Annotated in this window: 18 protein-coding genes and 1 pseudogene; 14 read left to right on the top strand and 5 right to left on the bottom strand. The window is 58.2% G+C overall.

Annotated features, from left to right (window positions below; all coding sequences use genetic code 11):
- Window positions 1-37: 37 nt before the first annotated feature.
- Genes GOW93_RS14250 through GOW93_RS14260 form a run of 3 tightly spaced genes read left to right on the top strand, consistent with a single transcriptional unit; the run spans window position 38 to window position 2,838 of the window.
- Window positions 38-421 (top strand): hypothetical protein, encoded by a 384-nt coding sequence (locus tag GOW93_RS14250; RefSeq protein WP_170385509.1) that lies wholly within the window; start codon window positions 38-40, stop codon window positions 419-421.
- 34 nt (window positions 422-455) lie between these two features.
- Complete coding sequence (locus GOW93_RS14255) at window positions 456-1,559, top strand: mandelate racemase/muconate lactonizing enzyme family protein (protein ID WP_170385512.1); 1,104 nt, start codon at window positions 456-458, stop codon at window positions 1,557-1,559.
- A 1-nt stretch (window position 1,560) separates the two neighbouring features.
- The gene (locus tag GOW93_RS14260) at window positions 1,561-2,838 is read left to right on the top strand and encodes an aspartate aminotransferase family protein (protein ID WP_170385514.1); all 1,278 of its coding nucleotides are present in this window, start codon (window positions 1,561-1,563) and stop codon (window positions 2,836-2,838) included.
- Window positions 2,839-3,062: 224 nt separating this feature from the next.
- Here the strand turns inward: GOW93_RS14260 and hemC are convergent, their stop codons facing one another.
- Complete coding sequence (hemC, locus tag GOW93_RS14265) at window positions 3,063-4,022, bottom strand: hydroxymethylbilane synthase (protein ID WP_170385517.1); 960 nt, start codon at window positions 4,020-4,022, stop codon at window positions 3,063-3,065.
- A gap of 107 nt (window positions 4,023-4,129) precedes the next feature.
- Here hemC and hemE point away from each other — a divergent pair, with 107 nt between their 5' ends.
- Complete coding sequence (gene hemE / locus GOW93_RS14270; protein WP_170385520.1) at window positions 4,130-5,164, top strand: uroporphyrinogen decarboxylase; 1,035 nt, start codon at window positions 4,130-4,132, stop codon at window positions 5,162-5,164.
- A 57-nt stretch (window positions 5,165-5,221) separates the two neighbouring features.
- Here the strand turns inward: hemE and GOW93_RS14275 are convergent, their stop codons facing one another.
- A complete protein-coding gene (locus tag GOW93_RS14275; protein ID WP_170385523.1) occupies window positions 5,222-6,331 on the bottom strand; it encodes a CaiB/BaiF CoA transferase family protein in 1,110 nt (369 codons plus the stop codon).
- Window positions 6,332-6,483: 152 nt separating this feature from the next.
- Between GOW93_RS14275 and GOW93_RS14280 the strand changes: the two genes are divergently transcribed.
- The 6 genes and pseudogenes from GOW93_RS14280 (at window position 6,484) to uvrC (ending at window position 13,180) form a co-directional block, all read left to right on the top strand.
- Window positions 6,484-7,413, top strand: coding sequence for an ABC transporter ATP-binding protein (locus GOW93_RS14280; RefSeq protein ID WP_170385526.1), 930 nt, complete (start codon window positions 6,484-6,486; stop codon window positions 7,411-7,413).
- Window positions 7,410-8,171, top strand: a complete 762-nt coding sequence (locus tag GOW93_RS14285; protein WP_170385529.1) for an ABC transporter permease — start codon at window positions 7,410-7,412, stop codon at window positions 8,169-8,171. The genes GOW93_RS14280 and GOW93_RS14285 overlap by 4 nt, the downstream gene beginning before the upstream one ends.
- Window positions 8,172-8,285: 114 nt before the next feature.
- Window positions 8,286-9,083 (top strand): S49 family peptidase, encoded by a 798-nt coding sequence (locus tag GOW93_RS14290; RefSeq protein ID WP_170385532.1) that lies wholly within the window; start codon window positions 8,286-8,288, stop codon window positions 9,081-9,083.
- 168 nt (window positions 9,084-9,251) lie between these two features.
- On the top strand, window positions 9,252-10,214 hold the full coding sequence (locus tag GOW93_RS14295; protein WP_170385534.1) for a calcium/sodium antiporter: 963 nt from the start codon (window positions 9,252-9,254) through the stop codon (window positions 10,212-10,214).
- An 18-nt stretch (window positions 10,215-10,232) separates the two neighbouring features.
- Window positions 10,233-11,015, top strand: a pseudogene (locus GOW93_RS14300) (SDR family oxidoreductase); the annotation flags it as partial.
- A 290-nt stretch (window positions 11,016-11,305) separates the two neighbouring features.
- Window positions 11,306-13,180 (top strand): excinuclease ABC subunit UvrC, encoded by a 1,875-nt coding sequence (uvrC, locus tag GOW93_RS14305; protein WP_170385541.1) that lies wholly within the window; start codon window positions 11,306-11,308, stop codon window positions 13,178-13,180.
- Here uvrC and GOW93_RS14310 read toward each other — a convergent pair.
- Complete coding sequence (locus tag GOW93_RS14310) at window positions 13,177-14,061, bottom strand: DMT family transporter (protein ID WP_170385544.1); 885 nt, start codon at window positions 14,059-14,061, stop codon at window positions 13,177-13,179. The two genes, uvrC and GOW93_RS14310, sit on opposite strands and share 4 nt — an antisense overlap.
- Before the next feature lie 183 nt (window positions 14,062-14,244).
- On the opposite strand from GOW93_RS14310, the gene pgsA reads away from it, so the two are divergent.
- The 4 genes from pgsA to GOW93_RS14330 all read left to right on the top strand — a co-directional run bounded on the left by pgsA (window position 14,245) and on the right by GOW93_RS14330 (window position 16,359).
- On the top strand, window positions 14,245-14,913 hold the full coding sequence (pgsA, locus tag GOW93_RS14315) for a CDP-diacylglycerol--glycerol-3-phosphate 3-phosphatidyltransferase (RefSeq protein ID WP_170385547.1): 669 nt from the start codon (window positions 14,245-14,247) through the stop codon (window positions 14,911-14,913).
- A gap of 3 nt (window positions 14,914-14,916) precedes the next feature.
- Entirely contained in the window at window positions 14,917-15,162 is a 246-nt protein-coding gene (gene moaD, locus GOW93_RS14320; RefSeq protein WP_170386136.1) for a molybdopterin converting factor subunit 1, read from the top strand.
- A 1-nt stretch (window position 15,163) separates the two neighbouring features.
- A complete protein-coding gene (locus tag GOW93_RS14325; RefSeq protein ID WP_170385550.1) occupies window positions 15,164-15,607 on the top strand; it encodes a molybdenum cofactor biosynthesis protein MoaE in 444 nt (147 codons plus the stop codon).
- 77 nt (window positions 15,608-15,684) lie between these two features.
- Window positions 15,685-16,359 (top strand): hypothetical protein, encoded by a 675-nt coding sequence (locus GOW93_RS14330; protein ID WP_170385553.1) that lies wholly within the window; start codon window positions 15,685-15,687, stop codon window positions 16,357-16,359.
- A gap of 2 nt (window positions 16,360-16,361) precedes the next feature.
- On the opposite strand, the gene GOW93_RS14335 is transcribed toward GOW93_RS14330, so the two are convergent.
- On the bottom strand, window positions 16,362-16,682 hold the full coding sequence (locus tag GOW93_RS14335) for a hypothetical protein (RefSeq protein WP_170327275.1): 321 nt from the start codon (window positions 16,680-16,682) through the stop codon (window positions 16,362-16,364).
- Between the two features lies 1 nt (window position 16,683).
- The gene (locus GOW93_RS14340) at window positions 16,684-18,600 is read right to left on the bottom strand and encodes an OmpA family protein (protein ID WP_170385556.1); all 1,917 of its coding nucleotides are present in this window, start codon (window positions 18,598-18,600) and stop codon (window positions 16,684-16,686) included.
- Window positions 18,601-18,625 lie beyond the last annotated feature (25 nt).

Consider the following 18,625-nt stretch of genomic DNA (forward strand, 5'->3'; position numbering starts at 1 on the left):
ATATATATGAAAATAAATAATAATTTAGAGAGGGAGTATGGATATAACACATCTGATTGTCGCGATCGTCGCTTTGGGAATTGGTTTGATGATTGGTCAGAGCCGCAATCGAAAGGACGCGAACGCAATCTTTGGCAGTGCACAATCACCGCCGCAAAACAGCGATTTGGAACAGGAAAAGGGCGCAGGGGGCATGTCCCTTGGAATGCGTCTGTTCTCATCAGTTTTCCTGTTTGGCTGGCTCATAGCATGGACCGTGGGGATTTTGATGGCCGTTTCAACCTTCGGCTCTGCTGGGGGCACGGCATCCCTGTTCATGATTGGGTGGTTGATCGCGGCCATCGCTGGTTGGGTTTGGGCAGTCTATACACTGTGGAAGCTGGTAACAGGGCGGCCTGTCAAAATGCGGGGTTGGAACTGACAAAGCTGCGGCTCCAGCCAAAAGGGGCGCAGCAATGAAGATCACCAAGATAACCCTCTGGTCCGTCGATCTGACCAGCCATGAAACCTATCACATGGCCGAGGGCAAGACCTGCGCGATCGTAACCTCTCATATCCTGTGTCTTGAGACGGATAGCGGCCTGAAGGGTTGGGGTGAGGTCTGCCCGATCCCCCACTATTTGCCCGCCTATGCAGGGGGTGTTCCGGGCGCGGTGGCGGAGATGGGTCCGGAAATCCTAGGCATGTCCCCGTTCGGTGTAGATGCGCCGATGCGTAAACTGGATGCGTTTCTACAGGGGCATCTCTATGCGAAATCCCTCGTGGACATCGCCCTGTGGGATCTGTTTGGTCAGGCCACGGGCCAACCGGTCTATGCTTTGCTGGGCGGTCGGACGCGGAAGGACATGCCACTCTATCATTCGATCACCTGTATCGCACCCGACGAAATGGCGCGGATCGCCCAGACCGCTTATCAGACCGGCATACGCCAGTTTCAGGTCAAACTGGGCGTCGAGGGCGACTGGCAGGCCGATGCCGAGCGGCTGATCAAGGTGCGCGAGGCCGTGGGACAGGGGCCTTTGGTCTATGGTGACTGGAACTGTGGAGCGTCGCGCCTGCAGGCCACCCGGACAGGCCGCGCGGTTGCACATCTGGATGTCATGCTGGAACAGCCCTGCAAAACCTTGGAAGACTGCGCCGCTGTGCGACAGGCCACCGGTTTGCCGATGAAGATTGACGAAGGCGCCTTTGATCTGACTTCGTTGCTACGGGCGCATGAATTGGGATGTATGGACGCGGTCGCGCTGAAACTGTCCAAGTTCGGCGGTTTGTCTGCCATGCGCCGCGCGCGGGACCTGACCGTGCATTTGGGTGCCGAGATTTGCGCTGAATGCACCTGGGGATCGGATATCGTGACAGCGGCTTCGCTGCATTTTGCGGCCTCGACCCCGCATGGATCACTGCTGAACACCTGTGATCTGTCGTCCTATGTTGCACCGCGTGTTTGTCCGAACGCACCAAACCGTGAAAACGGCCGGATTGCTCCGCCGAAAGGTCCGGGGTTAGGTGTGGTGCCTGATCCCGAAACCCTGGGTTCCCCGATATTGGAGATCGCGTGAGATGCTGAAAATTAACACTCAGTCCGAATGGATCGCCCGCGCGAATGAGGTATTACCCGCTGGCGGCTTTGGCAATTTCGACCCGGGTATCATCATCGCCCGTGGCGAGGGGAGCCGTGTTTGGGACGAAGACGGCAATGAATACATCGACTATCTGATCGGATCAGGCCCGATGCTGCTGGGCCATGGCCACCCCGAGGTGATGGAGGCCGTGCTGGAACAACTTCCCAAGGGAATGACCTTCTTTGCCAATAACGCCAAAGGTATCGAACTGGCCGAAACGATCATTGATGCGGTGCCGTGCTGCGAGCAGATCCGCTTTGTCGCTTCAGGTGGCGAAGCGGATATGTACGCGATCCGTCTGGCCCGCGCTTACACCGGTCGTGACAAAATCCTGAAATTCGAAGGTGGCTATCACGGCATGAGCGCCGAGGCTCAGATGAGTCTTGCACCATCGAAGCGGGTCAATTTCCCGCAGGCTGTACCGGACAGCGCCGGGATCCCCGCGGGCGTGGCAGAACAGATGCTGATTGCGCCCTACAACGATCTTGAGGCGGTCGCTGCTCTGCTGGACGAACATAACGACGTTGCAGCGATCATGGTTGAGCCGTTGCAGCGCATCATCCCGCCTTGGCCCGGCTATCTGCAAGGTCTGCGCGACCTGTGCAACAAGCACAATGTCCTTCTGATCTTCGATGAGATCGTCACCGGGTTTCGTCTGGCCTATGGCGGCGCGCAAGAGAAATACGGTGTTACCCCCGATATCTGCACCTTGGGTAAAATCACCGGCGGTGGGTTCCCTTTGGCTGCGCTGGGCGCAAGCGCCGAAATCATGAAACATTTTGACAAGGCAAAGGTGGGCGAAGAGGGTTGGCTGATGCAACTGGGTACGCTGTCAGGCAACCCAGTTGCCTCGGTCGCGGGTCTGAAAACGATGGAGATCCTGCGGCGCGACGGTACCTATGACCAGCTACGCGCAACCGGTGTCGCGTTGCAGCAAATGCAAGCGGATGCACTGAGCAAGGCGGGTATTGAGCATCAGATCGTCGGCGATGAAACGCTGTTCGATATCTATTTCAACAATGGCGCCTGCCGCGATTATCGCAGTGCCAAACATGATGACCCGCACCGCAACGTGATCTACAACGCTGCGTTGCGCGACCAAGGGATTTTCAAAGCCCCCGGCAAGCTTTACCCGTCCCTTGCGGTGACAAAGGCAGATCTGGAGAAAACCCGTGATGCTGTTGATAAGGCTGTGCAGGCAATCAGTGCTACGTGACCGTCAGCATTGAAAAGAAATGGGCCGCCGTCGAAATATGACAGCGGCCCTAACCGATCAGTGAACTGGGTAAACTCTCGCCCCCTCGAATACCACTTAAGCGAATATACTGAAAAATTTTTCGACTTTATCGAGATTGACCCGTCATGGTGATCGGCATGGGACCTTGATGCCAGATCGCCATGTTCCCGACAGTGAAGTAGTTCACATTACTCAAATTTTTACTAATTTCTCCAGTCGAAGAAACCCGGGCCCGCTTGCTTCAATAGTTTTTCTGCCATCGTGCGGCCCATTTCGGAGCCGTCGGCGATGGTGCCGGTGATATCTTCTGAAATTGCCTCGGACCCGTCGGGGCGAAGCACCTCGCCGCGCAGGCGTAGCTGACCATCCTGTACCTCGGCCAACCCGGCGATGGGCGTTTCACAGGACCCGTCCAGAGCCGCCAACAGTGCTCGTTCTGCAGTCAGACGTTGGCCAGTTTCGGTATGATGAATCGCTTCAAGCATACCCGCTGCGCGGGAATCCTCAGTACGACGCTCGATGCCGATCGTGCCCTGTGCAATGGCGGGCAGCATGTCCTCTGGGGCGATGGCGGTCGCCGGGACGTTATCCATGTTCAGGCGGCGGATGCCAGCCATTGCGAGAAATGTACAATCTGCCACGCCGTCCGCCAGTTTCTTTAGCCGGGTCTGCACGTTGCCGCGAAACTCGACCACGTTCAGGTCGGGGCGCCGGTTCAGCAATTGCGCCCGGCGGCGCAGCGACGACGTGCCGACCACCGCACCCTTTGGTAGGTCATGGATCGAGTTCAGGCTGGGGGAGATAAACGCGTCGCGCACATCTTCGCGCGGCAGAAACGTGTCCAGCATCAGGCCTTCGGGCTGTTCCACAGGCATGTCTTTGGTGGAATGGACAGCGATGTCGATATCGCCGCGCAGCATCGCCTCTTCGATTTCCTTGGTGAACAGGCCCTTGTTGCCGATCTCTTTCAGCGGGCGGTCCGCGTCGATCATGGCGCGGTTGTCGCCGGTGGTCTTGATCACCACGATTTCGAACGCCTCGTCGGGCAGGTCAAAGGCGGTGCCTAGCCGTTGCCGGGTTTCATAGGCTTGCGCCAGCGCCAGAGGCGAACCACGGGTGCCAATCTTTAGCGGTGAGTCGGGTGTGGGCAGGGTCAGTGTCATGGGCCAAGCTTTAGTCGCGTCACATTGCCCTGACAATGGGGGCACACCTTGACAAATTGCCACTGAGGGCCGACCCGTTGCGACAAACCAGACGATTGGGGACAAAGATGGCCGAGACAAAGAAACTGCTGCGGGCACTGGCGGGCGAAGTACAGGATGTGCCGCCTATCTGGATGATGCGTCAGGCTGGCCGCTATTTGCCCGAATATCGCGCAACCCGCGCGCAGGCCGGGGATTTTCTGTCACTGTGCTATAATCCTGAGCTGGCCGCCGAGGTCACGTTGCAGCCGATCCGCCGCTATGGCTTTGACGCCGCGATTTTGTTTGCCGACATTTTGTTGGTGCCGCAGGCGCTGGGCGCGGATTTGTGGTTCGTCACGGGTGAAGGCCCACGACTTTCGACCATCACGCAGCAATCAGAATTTGATGTGCTGAAGCCGGTCGAGGATATCCACGAAACCCTGTCACCGGTTTATGAGACCGTCCGCATCCTGTCGCGGGAATTGCCCTCCGAGACGACTCTGATAGGATTCGCAGGCGCGCCCTGGACTGTCGCGACCTATATGATTGCCGGGCGCGGAACGCCGGATCAGGGGCCTGCCCATGCGCTGCGCGAGGAAAACACCGCCCTGTTCGAGGCGCTGTTGGAGCGGATCACGCTGGCGACGATCGAATATCTGTCAGCCCAGATCGAGGCCGGGGCCGAGGTGGTCAAGATCTTTGACAGCTGGGCCGGGTCGCTGAAAGGCGACGCCTTCCAAAAATATGCGGTCGAGCCTTGCCGCGTGATCACGCAGGCCATCAAGGAGCGCCATCCCGGCATCCCGGTGATCGGCTTCCCGCGTGAAGCGGGCGATGGGTATATCGGTTTCGCAAAGGCGACCGGTGTGGATTGTGTAGCGCTGGACAACTCCGTGTCACCTGAATGGGCTGCCGAACATGTGCAGGTGGATGGCTGCGTTCAGGGCAATCTGGCCTCTTCTCATATGGTAACGGGCGGGCAGGCGTTGGTGGATGAAACACGACGGATTGTCGAGGCGTTCTCGAAGGGGCCGCACATTTTTAACCTCGGTCACGGGATCACGCCGGATGCGGATCCGGAAAACGTTCAGTTGATGATCGACACGGTGCGCGGGCGGTAAACGAAAGGGGGCCAGCCCCCTTCTTGGCCTGTGGCCAATTCATTCCCCGGGATATTTTTAGCCAGATGAAGAGGCGGATGCCTGTTGTGCGTCAAGCTCGTTCAGGATGTCCTGACGGTGTTCACCCCGGGCCGGGCTGGGTTTGGATTGCCATTCGGAGGTTGAGAATCTGGGGGCGGCGGCGGCTTGTAGAGTGCCATCTGTCTTGCGCCATGTCTGACGTGCCGCATTCATTGGATGGGACTGCGCTTCGGTCGGGCTGAGAACTGGCGCAACGCAGGCATCGGAGCCGCTAAAGAGATTTGCCCAATGGTCTCTTGGTTCGCTGGCGAATGTTTCGATCAAGCGTTGGGTCAGTGCAGGCCATGTTGCGCGGTTGTATTGCTGCTGGAAGCCCGAGTCGTCTGAAAGGCCCATTTTGTCCAGAAACAGCGCGTAGAATTTGGGTTCAAGGCATTGCACCGTCACGTAGCCGCCGTCGGAGCAGGTATAGGTGCGGCTCCAATGCGGGCCGTCCAGCAGGCTCTGGCCGCGAGTTTCGGTCAGGTTGCCGGTTTGGCCGATGCTCATGAGCAGGTTCATCATATGGACTGAGCCGTCGTAGATGGCGGCGTCGACCACGGTACCTTTACCGGATCTTTGCGCGTTCAGCAGCCCGGCCAGAAGACCCGCGACCAGATACATGGCACCGCCACCAATATCACCGACCAGCGTGGCGGGTGTTTGCGGCGGTTGGCCGGGTTGAGACGCGTACCAGAGCGCACCGGACAGGGCGATGTAATTCAAGTCATGCCCGGCCGTTTTCGACAGGGGGCTGTCTTGGCCCCAGCCTGTCATCCGGCCATAGACCAGCCTTGGGTTCTTCTCATGGCAGGGTACTGGGCCGAGCCCCAGTTTTTCCATTACGCCCGGACGGAAGCCTTCGATCAGCGCATCGGCTGAGCTGATCAGGCGTTTGGCGATCTCCAAATCATTTGCGTCTTTCAGATCCAGCTCAATCGACCGCTTCCCGCGATCTAGAATAGATCGTTCGGGCATGCCCGGCGTCACCGGCTGCCCCTTGCGGTGGATGGTGATGACGTCGGCACCCATATCCGCCAACAGCATGGCGGCAAAGGGGGCGGGTCCCAATCCTTCGACCTCGATAATCCGGATACCGTTCAGCATTATGCCCCCTCGTTTTTACGCAGGGTTCAAGGATCGCCCGCAAATTGCAAGCAGTACGTCGAGAACATAAAAAAGCGCAGGGGCTTGTGCGAAATTGGCCTGTTCTGCGCTGGTTGGGCGGGGTAGGGTCGCCTCCAGAACGGGGTACTTGCATGACGACCATTCTTTCGATCAAGGACTTGCGCAAATCCTATGCTGATGGGTTTGAAGCGCTTAAAGGCGTGTCTCTGGATATCGAACAGGGGGAGATTCTGGCGCTACTTGGTCCGAACGGGGCAGGCAAGACAACGCTGATTTCGACCATTTGCGGGATCACGACGCCGACCTCGGGGACGGTGACGGTGGGCGGCCACGATATTCAAACCGATTTCCGTGCTGCGCGCCGGATGATCGGGCTGGTGCCGCAGGAGATCGCTCTGGAGCCGTTCGAAAAGGTCTGGAACACGGTTCGCCTGTCGCGCGGGTTATTTGGGCTGGGCCGCGATGATGCAAGGATTGAAGACATTCTGCGGAAACTGTCCCTGTGGGATAAGCGCAAGAACGCGATCAAGGAGTTGTCCGGAGGTATGAAACGCCGGGTGTTGATCGCCAAGGCGCTGTCGCATGAACCGCGCGTCCTGTTTCTGGATGAACCTACCGCTGGCGTCGACGTCGAATTGCGCAAGGACATGTGGGAGATCGTGGCCGAACTGAAACAGGCCGGTGTCACCATCATCCTGACAACGCATTACATCGAAGAGGCCGAGGCAATTGCCGATCGCGTTGGCGTCATCGACAAGGGCGAACTGCTGTTGGTGCAGGAAAAGGACACGCTGATGGCGCAGATGGGGAAAAAGCAGCTTGAGGTGATGCTGAGTGAGCCCATCAATACCATCCCGGATAGTTTGGCGGCCCATAATCTGGTGCTGAATGGCAATGGCGATGCGCTGGTCTATACCTATGATACCCATGCGGACCGTACCGGCATCACCACGTTGTTGAACGACGTGGCGCAGGCGGGGCTGGTGTTGCGGGATGTGCAGACCCGGCAGTCGAGCCTTGAGGAAATCTTTGTTAATCTGGTGTCCGGAGAGCCCGCATGAACTGGTCCGCTGTTGCTGCCATCTACCGGTTCGAAATGGCCCGGTTCTTCCGTACCCTGGCGCAGAGCTTTTTGTCGCCCGTCCTTTCGACCTCGCTGTATTTCGTGGTTTTCGGCACCGCCATCGGCAGCCGTATTCAAGAGATTGAGGGTGTGTCCTATGGTGCGTTCATCGTGCCGGGGCTGATCATGCTATCAGTGGTGATGTTGGCGATTTCCAACGCATCCTTCGGAATATATTTCCCGAAGTTTCTGGGCACGATTTACGAGCTGCTCTCAGCGCCTATCAATTTCATCGAAATTGTAATCGGCTATGTTGGGGCGGCGGCAACGAAGGCGCTGTTCGTGGGCTTGGTCATACTGGTCACTGCGTCTTTTTTTGTGGATTTGCGCATTGAGCACCCCTTTGCAATGGCAGCATTTCTGATCCTGACCTGTCTCAGCTTTTCCCTTTTGGGGTTTATCATCGGTATATGGGCCAGCAACTTTGAGCAAATGTCGCTGGTGCCGCAGCTTGTGGTGACTCCGTTGATCTTTTTGGGGGGCACGTTTTATTCTATTTCGATGCTGCCGCCATTGTGGCAGACGATCACCTTGTTTAACCCTGTGGTTTACCTGATTTCGGGCTTCCGTTGGTCGTTTTACGGGCTTGCGGATGTTCCGATTGGGTTCAGCCTGCTGGCCATTCTGGCCTTTACCGGCGCGTGTCTGGGCATCATCGGTTGGATCTTTAAAACCGGTTGGCGCATCCGAAACTAACCGGCAGTGGGGCGTTGCATTTTTGCCCACTGCCCTCAGGAAATGTGTTCACGTCACGGATATCAGCCAAACGGTCCCTTGTTTACCGGTTGGGCGCACTCTACATCGGCACCCATGAAACTCAGCCTGCCGTTTCTCAAAAAACAACCTTGTGTGGCCGTTGTGCGCCTGTCCGGAGCCATCGGAATGGCCGGACGCGGGTCAATGTCCGACACCGCGCTGGCCGCGGTTTTGGAAAAAGCCTTTCGCAAGGGTAAGCCCGCTGCCGTCGCGCTTGAGATCAACTCACCCGGTGGATCGCCGGTGCAAAGCTCATTGATCGGGGCGCGAATCCGGCGGTTATCTGAGGAATTGAACGTTCCTGTCATCGCCTTTGTCGAGGATGTCGCCGCTTCGGGCGGTTATTGGCTGGCGGCGGCTGCAGATGAGATCTATGCCGATGACAGCTCGGTTCTGGGATCGATTGGGGTGATATCCTCGGGGTTCGGCGCGCATGTCCTGTTGCGAAAACAGGGTATCGAGCGCCGCGTACACACCGCTGGCAAATCGAAGTCCATGCTGGACCCGTTTGCGCCCGAAAAAAAAGAGGATGTCGCCCGGCTGGAAGGGCTGTTGGCCGACATCCATGAGAACTTTATCACCCATGTCAAAAACCGGCGCGGTGGTAAGCTGGACGAAAGCCAGGACCTGTTCACCGGAGAAATCTGGTTGGCGCGACGTGCCCAAGAACTGGGCCTGATCGACGGCATCGCGCATCTGAAACCAAAGATGCAGGAACGGTTTGGCGATAAGGTCAAATTCCGCCGTTATGGGCTGCGCAAACCGTTGTGGTCACGGTTCGGTGCGTCCTTGGCGCAGGACGCCATCGCCGGGCTTGAGGAGCGCGCTGCATACGCGCGTTTCGGTTTGTGACGTGATTATCAAAATTGTCACTCTGTTTTTGATCGCCATGGGAGTATTGGCGATGTTCGGAAAGTTGCGCTTTCCGGGCCAGAAACGGTTGCAATCGGCAAGGTGTCCGCGCTGTGGGCGATTCAGGATCGGCAAAGGCCCCTGCGCCTGCGAAAAAGGAGGCCGGACATGACGGCATGGCTGTTATCCGGCCTCGGTTTGCTGATCTTGCTGCTGGCGGGCGATGCCCTTGTTCGTGGCGCGGTGAACCTGAGCCTGCGCATGGGCGTGCCTGCGCTGATCGTCAGCCTGACGATCGTGGCCTTTGGCACCTCGGCGCCCGAGCTTTTGATTGCCATCAGCGCGATCAAGGAAAACGCGCCGGGCATAGCCCTGGGAAACGTGGTCGGGTCAAATACGGCAAATATCCTGTTGGTTCTGGGCCTGCCAGCCTTGCTGTCGACACTGCATACCAGCGAATGCAACAGCCGCAGGAACTATGTTTTTATGCTGTTGGCCTCGGTGCTGTTCATTGGTTTGGCCTTCTGCGGTGTGTTCACTCTGGTTAGCGGAGCGATTCTGCTGGCGGCATTGGGTCTGGTCCTCTGGAATGCGTTTCGCGAGGCACACGCGCATCGCAAAGCATGCGGTCAGGCCTGCGCCGAGGATGAAGAACTGGACGGCCTCGAAGAGGCCGACCCCAACATGGCCTACTGGAAGATTTCGATTTATCTGGTTCTAGGTCTGATCGGTCTGCCCATGGGTGCGCATCTGCTGGTCGAGAACGCGACCGTGATTGCCCTCACCTATGGCGTCAGCGAAACAGTGATCGGCTTGACACTGGTTGCCGTTGGGACCTCTCTGCCGGAATTGGCGACAACAGTGATGGCTGCGCTACGGCGGCAGGCGGATGTGGCTCTGGGCAATGTGATCGGGTCGAACATGTTCAACCTGCTTGCCATCGTCGGGATTGCTACGCTTGTCGGGCCGATTCCCGTTGATCCTGAATTCCTGCGGTTCGACCTTTGGGTCATGCTGGGTGCCTCGCTGCTGCTGGCCCCGTTCGTGTTTTTCAAACAGGACATCACGCGCACCTGGGGCTTTGTGTTGACCCTGCTATATGCAGTCTACATCGTCGTGTTGCTGGCGTGATTTGATCAAGAGGAAACGTCCATGACCCGAGCGTTAGTGACCGGTGCCGGAATTCGCCTTGGACGGGCCATGGCGCTGTATCTGGCGCGCCGCGGCTATGATGTCGCCGTGCATTACGCCACCTCGGAACAACCCGCGCAAGAGACCGTGGCCGAGGTTCAGGCCTTGGGCCGCAAGGCGGTGGCTTTGCAGGCCGATTTGCTGGACGAGGCGCAGGTCAGCGCGCTGCTACCTCGCGCGGCTGAGGCTCTGGGCGGGCCGATCACCTGTCTGGTCAACAACGCCTCAATCTTTGAATATGACAACATCCACTCCACCACGCGGCAAAGCTGGGACCGGCATATGGACAGCAACCTGCGCGCGCCCTTCGTGTTGACACAGGCGATGGCGGAACAGGGGCTGACACCCGACACGGACGAGGCAGGCGAACCCGTCGCAACTGGTTTGATCGTCAACATGGTCGACATGCGGGTACGTAAACTGACGCCTGAATTCATGTCTTACACGATTGCCAAGATGGGCCTTTGGGCGTTGACCCGTACTTCCGCGCAGGCATTGACCCCCGCGATCCGCGTCAACGCCATCGGGCCGGGGCCGACCATGCAGGGACACCGCCAGAGTGAGGATCATTTCAACGCGCAGCGGGCCAACACTCTGCTAGAGCGAGGCGCGAACCCGTCAGATATTACCGCCGCGCTGGGGTATTTTCTGGATGCCCAAGCCGTCACCGGACAGCTTTTGTGTGTGGATGGCGGGCAGCATTTGGGCTGGCAGACGCCGGATGTATTGGGTGTAGAATAAGTAAATCTGCTGCAAGTTTTGCACCGTTCGCATTTCTGTTACCTGCCTATCGTGAAAATGTCTTTTTTTTCATGCACTTGTCTTGTGTAGGATTTTCTTTCTTTTAAAAACAATTACTTATATTGCTGCCTATTTTTTGGGCAGTTCAAGGATTTCTTAATGAATCAAGGGAATTTCGTAGTATCAGGAAACTTATCATCATACTTATCCACAGAAACCGTGGATTTGTTTTCTCTTGATCTGCGAGGCTCAAGATTGCAGCCATTGTCAGAGAATCATATCTGAGGCCCATGACACTCCAAGACAACCAGACCCCGGATGCTCAGCCCACCGGCTATGCCTGCATTCAGCGCTATGTGAAGACGCTGGACAGCTCGCCGGGTGTGTATCGGATGCTGGATGCGGACAGTCGCGTTTTATACGTGGGTAAGGCGCGAAACCTGAAAGCGCGGGTGTCGAATTATGCGCGGCCCGGTCATTCGGGCCGGATCGAACGGATGATCGCCGCGACCGCTTCGATGATGTTTCTGACCACACGAACAGAGACCGAGGCGCTGCTACTGGAGCAGAACCTAATCAAGCAGCTCAAGCCCAAGTACAACGTGTTGCTGCGCGACGATAAGAGCTTTCCGAATATTCTGGTCGCCAAGGATCATGCTTATCCGCAGATCAAGAAACATCGCGGGGCGAAGAAAGAAAAGGGCGCGTATTTTGGCCCCTTTGCCAGCGCGGGCGCGGTGAACCGGACGTTGAACCAGTTGCAGAAGGCATTCCTGTTGCGCAACTGCTCGGATTCCATGTTCGATAGCCGCACGCGCCCCTGCTTGCTCTATCAGATCAAGCGGTGTTCGGGACCATGCGTCGGGCTGATCTCGGAAGCCGACTACCGCGAAAGCGTCAAGGATGCGGAACGCTTTCTGTCGGGCCGGTCCACCAAGGTGCAGGAGGAGTTGGCCGAACAGATGATGGCGGCGTCGGAGGCGATGGAGTTCGAACGCGCCGCCGGTCTGCGCGACCGTATCCGGGCGCTGACGCAGGTGCAGACCAGCCAAGGCATCAACCCGCGCGGAGTGGCCGAGGCGGATGTGATTGGCCTCTACATGGATAGCGGGCAGGCCTGTGTGCAGGTGTTCTTCATCCGTGCCAACCAGAACTGGGGCAACAAGGATTTCTACCCGCGCGTGGGGCCCGATGTGTCGGCTGCTGAGGTCATGGAGGCGTTCCTAGGCCAGTTCTACGACAACAAGGAACCGCCCCGGCAATTGATTCTGTCCGACGGGATCGAGAATGCAGATCTGATGCAGGAGGCGCTGACCGTAAAGGCGGGCCGCAAGGTTGAAATCCTTGTGCCTCAGCGCGGTGAAAAACAGGAACTGGTGGCCGGTGCCCTGCGCAATGCACGTGAATCGCTGGCCCGCCGCATGTCGGAAAGCGCCACGCAGGCCAAACTGCTGCGTGGCGTGGCCGAGGCGTTCGAACTGGATGCGCCTCCGGACCGGATCGAAGTCTACGACAACTCTCACATTCAGGGCACCAATGCAGTGGGCGGCATGATTGTGGCAGGCCCTGAGGGGTTCATGAAAAATGCCTATCGCAAGTTCAACATCCGCGGCGACGACCTGACCCCAGGCGATGATTTCGGCATGATGAAAGAGGTTTTGACCCGCCGCTTCACCCGCCTGCAAAAAGAGGACCCGGACCGCGACAAGGGGATGTGGCCCGACCTTCTGTTGATCGACGGCGGGGCCGGGCAGGTGAGCGCCGTGCATGAAATCATGCAGGCCCATGGGGTCGAGGACATCCCTATGATCGGCGTCGCAAAGGGCGTGGACCGAGACCACGGCAAGGAAGAGTTCCACCGTATTGGTCAGCGCCCATTTGCCCTGAAACGCAATGACCCGGTACTGTACTTTATCCAGCGCTTACGGGATGAGGCGCACCGCTTTGCCATCGGCACCCACCGGGCGAAACGGGCCAAGGCCGTGGGCGCAACACCGCTGGACGAAATCCCCGGAGTGGGGGCCGCCCGTAAACGCGCCCTTCTGGCGCATTTCGGCAGTGCCAAGGCGGTCAGCCGGGCCAATCTGGCGGATTTGAAGGCGGTTGACGGAATTTCAGCCGGATTGGCGCAGAAGGTCTATGATTTCTTCCACGACAAGGGCTAAGCTTGGCGTCCGCGCCACAGGATATACAGCCCCGAGGCCACAATCAGTGCGCTGCCAATCCACATGGTCTGGTCAAGTCGCTCGCCAAAGATGACCACGCCCAACGCCACCCCGAACAGCAGGCGGGAATAGCGGAACGGGGTGACGGCGGAAACTTCGCCCGTCCGCATTGCCTTCATCAACGCGGCGTAGGCGGCGGTGCCCATCAGAACCGCCCCAGTCACATGTAGTCCGGTATGCAGGTCAACGGGCGCAAGCGGAGCGCCTTCCCAGAACCGATAGGCCAAGCCGGCGATGATGATGCAGAGGAAGCCGTAGAACCCCAGTACCTCGGTTCCCAATGTTGCGGGTGCGGCACGGCTGGCCAGATCGCGTCCAGCAAAACCCAACATGCCCAGCACGGCCAGTATGGACAGGGCCGAGAAACTGTCTCCGGTCGGTTGAATGATGATGACCACACCGATCAGGCCGATCAGAATGGCGCTCCACCGTCTCCACCCGACCGTTTCGCCAAAGAACAGCGCTGCGCCTGCGACCACGACCAGAGGTGTGGCTTGCAGGATCACCGTTGCTGCAGACAAAGGTGTCAGGGCAATCGCCAACACATAGAACAGCCGCCCAAGGATTTCGAACAAGACCCGCACTTTCATTGGGCGCGACAACACATCGGGGTGAAACAGTGACGTCCCACGCAGCGCGGCCACAATCGCAAAGATCACCGCCCCACCTGAACCGAAAAGCAGCAGGATTTGCCAGATTGGCAACGCGGCCGAGGCCCCCTTTAACAAAGCGTCTTCCAGCGCGAACAGCGCCATCGCCAGTATCATCCAGGCGCTGCCGATCAGATTGGACCGGGCATCGGTTTGAATATGTGCTGTCATTGCTCTGTTACTTTGAAACCGGTCGTCAATCTGACCGCAAAGGGAGCGCGCGCCAAGGGGGTATCTGCATGAGAGTTCCGGCTTGCGACCCTTTGACCAACGCTGCCGCAACTGCCTGTGATCGGGTCAGTTTTTTGCGGGGCCGCCTTTTATGTCTGCGACCGGCAATGTAATGTCCGAACCATGAAATGGAACCTGCCCAATATTCTGACCGTGCTACGCCTTCTTGCAGCCCCCGGTCTGGCCGTGATGTTTTTGTATTTCACCCGTCCTTACGCGGATTGGTTCGCGCTGATCCTGTTTTTATCGGCGGCTATCACTGACTGGTTCGACGGCTATCTGGCCCGCGCTTGGCAGCAGGAAACCAAGATCGGGGCCATGCTGGACCCGATTGCGGACAAGGCGATGGTGGTGATCGCGCTGATGATCCTGGTGGGCTATTCCGCCGAGCACTGGACGCCCTGGTTGGTCTTGCCAGCAACCGTGATCCTGTTCCGTGAAGTCTTTGTCTCGGGGCTGCGGGAATATCTGGGCGACGTGGCTGGGACACTGAAGGTGACAAAGCTGGCCAAGTGGAAAACCACCGCGCAGATGGTGGCGATTGCTATCCTGTTCTCGCAGGGGATATTCGAGCACCATTTTGTGATGGGTTCATTCGGGATGGATGCAGAAACGCTGGATCAGGTTCTGACGGGGCAGATTGAAGACCTGCACGGGTTACGCTGGCACCTTGAGGGGATGTTTTGGTCTGGCCGGATCGGTCTGTGGCTGTTGTGGATTGCCGCGACGCTGACATTGATCACTGGCTATGACTACCTACGTAAAGCCATGCCCCACTTGAAGGAGAGCTAAGTGATGGACGTGCTGTATTTCGCTTGGGTCCGCGAACGGATCGGATTGCCGAAAGAGCGGGTCGAGACCGAGGCCGCGACGGTATCCGATTTGGTGGCCGAACTCAGCGCGCGTGAAGACCGCTATGCTGCAGCCTTTGCCGACCTTTCCGCGCTTCGCGTCGCGCTGGATCAGGAGCTGTCAGATTTTGACGCTTCGCTGTCCGGAGTGCGCGAGGTGGCATTCTTCCCACCCATGACCGGCGGCTGACATGCGCATCGTGGTTCAGGAACAAGAGTTCGATCTGGGCGCCGAGGCCAATACCTTCGCCGCAGGTGACGACGCAAATGGGGCCATTGTGACCTTTACCGGTGTCGTGCGGGATCTGGCCTCGGGCGATCTGGATGTGATGGAGATCGAGCACTATCCCGGCATGACCGAACGCGCCCTGACCAAGATCGCGCAAGAGGCGCAGCAACGTTGGTCGTTGGGGGATGTATTGGTCATCCATCGCCACGGGCGGCTGGCTCCGGGGGACCGGATCATGATGGTGGCCACGGCTGCTCGGCATCGCAAGGACGCGTTCGAGGCGGCCGAGTATCTGATGGATTACCTGAAATCCCGCGCTCCGTTCTGGAAAAAGGAAATCACCAAGTCAGGTGAGGCATGGGTGGCTGCGAAGGATGAGGACGAAGACGCGCTGACACGCTGGTGATGTCGCGCTGACTCCTCTCGATCCCCCAAAGTTAGAGATATAGTTGATCAAGGATTTAATAACGCTTTGGAGCGCGTATGAGGAAACCGTTATTTTTTGATCCTGCCAATCGCTTGGCCTTGGCATGTTTTGAAGCTAGTCGCGCCTGGTTTGATGGCGAAAAATCCTGTGCAGAGGCTGTCCAGAAAAACTGCGAATTGCCCCGAGAGAAGTTCAAAGATTTTTTGTCGATCTGGGGGCTGGCCAGAACTGCGCCCAAAAATAGGCGCGATGAACTGGCACCTAAACTGGCGCAGATTAGGATTGAGGACCCCAGTGACCTTGGTTCTGAAGCGTTCTCGAGCTTTGTCGAAAAGCTGTACGAAGACCGGCTAACTACGGGCCGCCCCTATTCCATGGTGTCCAAGTATCTATTTTGTAAGAACCCACTGAAGTTTTCGCCCTATGACAGATACGCCCGTCGGGCGTTGTACGAACGTGGAGAGTTGACCCGTGATGCAGGCTATGTTGCATTCCTGAAGGCGTTTGAAAGCTTCCACACAGATGTGAGTGAAGATCTGAAAAAGGCATCTTTGACGAGGGATATGTTTGCCATTGACGACAAACAATTCGACACCGAGCGTGAGTTTAGCCGTAGGGTGGCGGACAAGTATCTCATGCTGCTTGGCGGATTTGGAGAATACCGTATGGCAGCAGAAGTCAACAAGGCCAAGTGCCGGTTTCCGTCAGAAACAGTTTCCCGTTTCTCGTAAGTTCAATCCGCGTTGTTGATGCGGCCGCGCAATTCTTCGGCCTCTTGCCGGGCGGCGCGTAGGCCGTCCATGGCGGCGGCCAGTTCAGCCTCGGCCTGGGTAAGCTGGTTGGTCAACTCGGCTTCGCGCTGTTGCAGGTAGGTGATCGCCTGATCGCGGGTTTCCTCGGCCTCGTGCAACTCCTGGCTCATGCGGTCCAGATCGGCCACGTCGCTTTGGCGCACGCGGGACAGGCGGTGGGCCAGCCAATTGGCAAACCAGCCCATGCAGAACGCGGCGAACAGGATGATGGCGGTGGCGATGATGAATTCGATACGGTTCAACTTATTGGTCCCCTGCATCCGCCTCTGAGGCGGCATTGTCCGTCTGTTCGGCCTTGATCGTTTCAGCCTCGATCGCGTCCAGCCCGGTTTCCGGGTTCTCGACCGGCTCGGGTCGGATCAGGTGAAATTCGATGCGGCGGTTCTCTTCGCGGCCTTCTTCGGTGTCGTTGTCGGCGATGGGCTGCGTTTCGCCATATCCTACGGCAGTATAGCTGGCGGTGGGCACGCGGCGCCCACGCAGCTCGTTCAGGATGGACTGTGCCCGCGCCTGGCTGAGCTGCTGGTTCATCTCTTCGCGCCCTTGACTGTCGGTGTGGCCCTGAATCTCAAGCCGGATCGGACCGCATTCGCGGAGGATGTCCGCGATCTGGTTTACCGTGTCGCGTGAATCGGCGGCGACGGTGGCCGAGCCGGGCTCGAATGCGATCTTGGTGCTGGCCTGAACCTCGGCGATGCGTTCTTCGCAGATTTCTGGGTCGGGCAGCTTGTCGGCGGGTTCGGGCGGTTCATGATAGGTGATGGACAGGGTGAATTCTTGCGCGTCGCCCAGCTTTTCGGACAGCAGTCCGGCGATTTGGGCGCGTGTGTCCGGGTCATGGCTGATGCCGGTCAAAACAAGATCGTCCGGTGTGACCGTCAGGGCTCCATTGTGAAGTTGGGCCAGCGCCTCAAGCCCGGTCAGAATACGCACGGGCCAATCCATTGGCAGGCCCTCTGGTGCGATACGGGGTGCAGTATGGACCCGTTCGGACCCAAAGGCGGCGCGGGCGTAGCTATCGACCATCTCGCGCTGGGTTTCATCAGTCAGACGACCACGCATCTGGACCAGCCCCTCGGGGCTGCGCGTGGCAGTAAACTCGGGCGGGCCTTCGCCTTCATCCGTTTCGGGTGGAGGTAGGACCGCATGCAGTGCAAAGACCGGGGGCAGGGCATTTTCAAGCTCGCCCACCACCCGATCAAAGGTTCCGGCATCTGTGCCTTGTGCTGCCGCCAGTGTGATATCCGCGTCCGAGATCGTCACCGACCCTTTGCCAAGCTCTGCCAAGGCGCGAATGCTAAGTGTAGCGGCCTCGGGCCAGCGGGGTGAGGGTACGCCCAGACCGATGGTACAAGTGAAGGGGCCTGTCAGACCGGCATCCTGCGCGGCGGCGGCAATCGCAGACCGGGCATTTTCATCCTGAGCCGAGCACGCATCGAATTTCCCGCCATCCTCGCCGATCAGAAAGCGCAAGGTAAAAGGTGTAATTACTGGCCGCGGTGCCGAGATCGCCAGACCGATGCGCAGGCTGGGCGGCGCGGCGCGCGTGAGATACTGTTCCAGCTGTTCTTTTTCCTGCTGGCTGTCGGCAATTGCTGTGATCTTTACCAGTCCGGGGCTGGCCGAGATTTTGGAGCGAGGTAGCAGGTTCAAAGCGTCCAGCGCATAGCTAATGGCGTTATCCCACCCTTTGGGTTCGGGATAGTCTGCGGTTTCCAGCAGGTCAGAAACACGGCCGTCATCATCCAGATCACGCAATCGTTTTATCAGTGCGTCGCGGTTCTGACTGGCTGGGATCAGGCCGATTACGGAAATACCGCTGTCATTGCGCAAAATCTCGGCGGAGAATTGGGGCGGTGCCAGTTCGGTTGTAGGTGCCACCTCCATTTCGTCGATCACGCGCGAGGTATCGACTTCGGTACCCGCTGCGGTCAGTGCGCTGAAACGGGTGGCCTCGTCCGTGGCGGTCCCCGTCAGTACGACGCGCAAGCCGTCCGAATGCACCTCGGTCCAGTCGTGCCCTTTCAAGTCCAGCGCGCGGCGCACCGCGAATTCGGACGTTTCTTCAACCTTTGTCACCGCAAAGCTGGCGGCCATAAGGCACAGGCCTGCAGCCACGAGAAAGATAAGAGAAACGGCAAAGAAATAGGGCAAACGCATGTGCGGTTTATCGACTCCTCAAGCG

This window comes from Ruegeria atlantica (genome assembly GCF_013032455.1).
GTDB lineage: Bacteria > Pseudomonadota > Alphaproteobacteria > Rhodobacterales > Rhodobacteraceae > Ruegeria > Ruegeria atlantica_B.

Bases quoted from the DNA above. Each gene is read 5' to 3' on its own strand.
- hemE (WP_170385520.1), top strand. From the start codon at position 4,130: ATGGCCGAGACAAAGAAACTGCTGCGGGCACTGGCGGGCGAAGTACAG.
- GOW93_RS14255 (WP_170385512.1), top strand. From the start codon at position 456: ATGAAGATCACCAAGATAACCCTCTGGTCCGTCGATCTGACCAGCCAT.
- GOW93_RS14290 (WP_170385532.1), top strand. From the start codon at position 8,286: ATGAAACTCAGCCTGCCGTTTCTCAAAAAACAACCTTGTGTGGCCGTT.
- GOW93_RS14340 (WP_170385556.1), bottom strand. From the start codon at position 18,600: ATGCGTTTGCCCTATTTCTTTGCCGTTTCTCTTATCTTTCTCGTGGCT.
- GOW93_RS14330 (WP_170385553.1), top strand. From the start codon at position 15,685: ATGAGGAAACCGTTATTTTTTGATCCTGCCAATCGCTTGGCCTTGGCA.
- moaD (WP_170386136.1), top strand. From the start codon at position 14,917: ATGGACGTGCTGTATTTCGCTTGGGTCCGCGAACGGATCGGATTGCCG.
- GOW93_RS14310 (WP_170385544.1), bottom strand. From the start codon at position 14,061: ATGACAGCACATATTCAAACCGATGCCCGGTCCAATCTGATCGGCAGC.
- uvrC (WP_170385541.1), top strand. From the start codon at position 11,306: ATGACACTCCAAGACAACCAGACCCCGGATGCTCAGCCCACCGGCTAT.
- GOW93_RS14295 (WP_170385534.1), top strand. From the start codon at position 9,252: ATGACGGCATGGCTGTTATCCGGCCTCGGTTTGCTGATCTTGCTGCTG.
- hemC (WP_170385517.1), bottom strand. From the start codon at position 4,022: ATGACACTGACCCTGCCCACACCCGACTCACCGCTAAAGATTGGCACC.
- pgsA (WP_170385547.1), top strand. From the start codon at position 14,245: ATGAAATGGAACCTGCCCAATATTCTGACCGTGCTACGCCTTCTTGCA.
- GOW93_RS14260 (WP_170385514.1), top strand. From the start codon at position 1,561: ATGCTGAAAATTAACACTCAGTCCGAATGGATCGCCCGCGCGAATGAG.
- GOW93_RS14275 (WP_170385523.1), bottom strand. From the start codon at position 6,331: ATGCTGAACGGTATCCGGATTATCGAGGTCGAAGGATTGGGACCCGCC.
- GOW93_RS14280 (WP_170385526.1), top strand. From the start codon at position 6,484: ATGACGACCATTCTTTCGATCAAGGACTTGCGCAAATCCTATGCTGAT.
- GOW93_RS14325 (WP_170385550.1), top strand. From the start codon at position 15,164: ATGCGCATCGTGGTTCAGGAACAAGAGTTCGATCTGGGCGCCGAGGCC.
- GOW93_RS14250 (WP_170385509.1), top strand. From the start codon at position 38: ATGGATATAACACATCTGATTGTCGCGATCGTCGCTTTGGGAATTGGT.
- GOW93_RS14285 (WP_170385529.1), top strand. From the start codon at position 7,410: ATGAACTGGTCCGCTGTTGCTGCCATCTACCGGTTCGAAATGGCCCGG.